The organism is Paenibacillus provencensis, assembly GCF_042678545.1.
Classification (GTDB): Bacteria; Bacillota; Bacilli; order Paenibacillales; family Paenibacillaceae; genus Paenibacillus; species Paenibacillus provencensis.
In genome coordinates this window covers 1-1,343 of record NZ_JBHTKX010000020.1, presented here as the reverse complement: position 1 = coordinate 1,343, position 1,343 = coordinate 1, and the positions used below count along the sequence as shown (strand labels likewise).

1 protein-coding gene is annotated in these 1,343 nt (G+C 41.8%); it reads left to right on the top strand.

All coding sequences use genetic code 11. The annotated features are described in order from the left end of the window. The first annotated feature begins 101 nt into the window (after positions 1 to 101). Complete coding sequence (locus tag ACFQ3J_RS27015) at positions 102 to 1,286, top strand: IS256 family transposase (RefSeq protein ID WP_379294424.1); 1,185 nt, start codon at positions 102 to 104, stop codon at positions 1,284 to 1,286. Positions 1,287 to 1,343: the final 57 nt, after the last annotated feature.

Here is a 1,343-nt window from a genome sequence, read left to right as displayed (position 1 = left end):
GAGAGTATAAAATATTATGTGTAAATGAATAAATGCAAAAGGAAGACCTTTTCTTGTAGAATTGAGTTACCACACAAAATTCACAGAGAGAGGTCTTCCCTATGAATCATTTTACAACAGATTTAGTCCAAGCTCTAGTTACAAAACAAGATGTGACTGAAATTTTTCGTATTCACCTCGAAAGAGCGATGAATCACTTGTTAACAACCGAGTTAACCGCCTTCCTAGATTACGAAAAGTATGATCGTGCAGGCTTCAATACAGGCAATTCTCGTAACGGCAGCTATACACGTACGCTCCATACGGAATACGGCGATCTGCACCTTCAAATCCCTCGTGATCGTAATGGAGAGTTCAAGCAGCAGACCGTAGCGCCCTACAAGCGATCCAACGACACGTTAGAATCGTTTGTCATTCATATGTTCCAAAAGGGCGTAACCATGACTGAAATCGCTGATCTGATCGAGAAAATGTATGGGCATCATTACACACCACAAACCATATCTAACATGACGCAAGTGATGGTAGAGCATGTTGATGCGTTCCTAAAGCGCCCATTAGCCCAGCGCTATGTCTGTGTCTATTTGGATGCAACCTACATTGCTGTAAAGCGTGAGACTGTTTCGAAAGAAGCCGTTTACCTAGCTGTAGGCATTCGTGAAGACGGTTCTAAGGAGGTGCTTAGCTATGCCATCGCTCCAACTGAGTCTGCCTACGTATGGAAAGAGCTTCTGCAAGACCTTCGAGAAAGAGGCACAGAAGAAGTGCTACTCTTTATTTCTGATGGGTTAAAAGGTATGGTTGATGCCATTTTCGAGGTCTTTCCAGGTGCCAAATACCAAACCTGCTGTGTTCATCTTGCTCGCAATCTTGCTCATAAAGTGCGTGTGTCTGATCGTGCTGAGATCTGTGATGATTTCAAAACAATATACCGCGCAAAGGATGAGCAAGCTGGTCGTGAAGCGCTAGAACGTTTCTGTGATAAGTGGAAAACTGCTTATCCTAAAGCAACGAAAGCTTTAGTGGAGAATCCGTATATCTTCACGTTTTACAGCTTTCCACAGTCGATTTGGAGAAGCATTTACTCTACGAATCTTATTGAATCTTTTAACAAGCAGATCAAGAAATACACGAAACGGAAAGAACAATTTCCTCACGAAGAAGCACTAGAGAAATTTTTAGTTTCACAGTTCGAAGGCTATAACCAACGCTTTGCTACAAGATGTCATATTGGCTTTGACCAAGCTCGTGCAGAACTACAAGCCATGTTCAAAAGCAACACGTAATTCAACTGCTACAAGTAAAGGTTATTTTTATTTACACAAAATTCTTGACGCTACCCT

Bases quoted from the DNA above. Each gene is read 5' to 3' on its own strand.
- ACFQ3J_RS27015 (WP_379294424.1), top strand. From the start codon at position 102: ATGAATCATTTTACAACAGATTTAGTCCAAGCTCTAGTTACAAAACAA.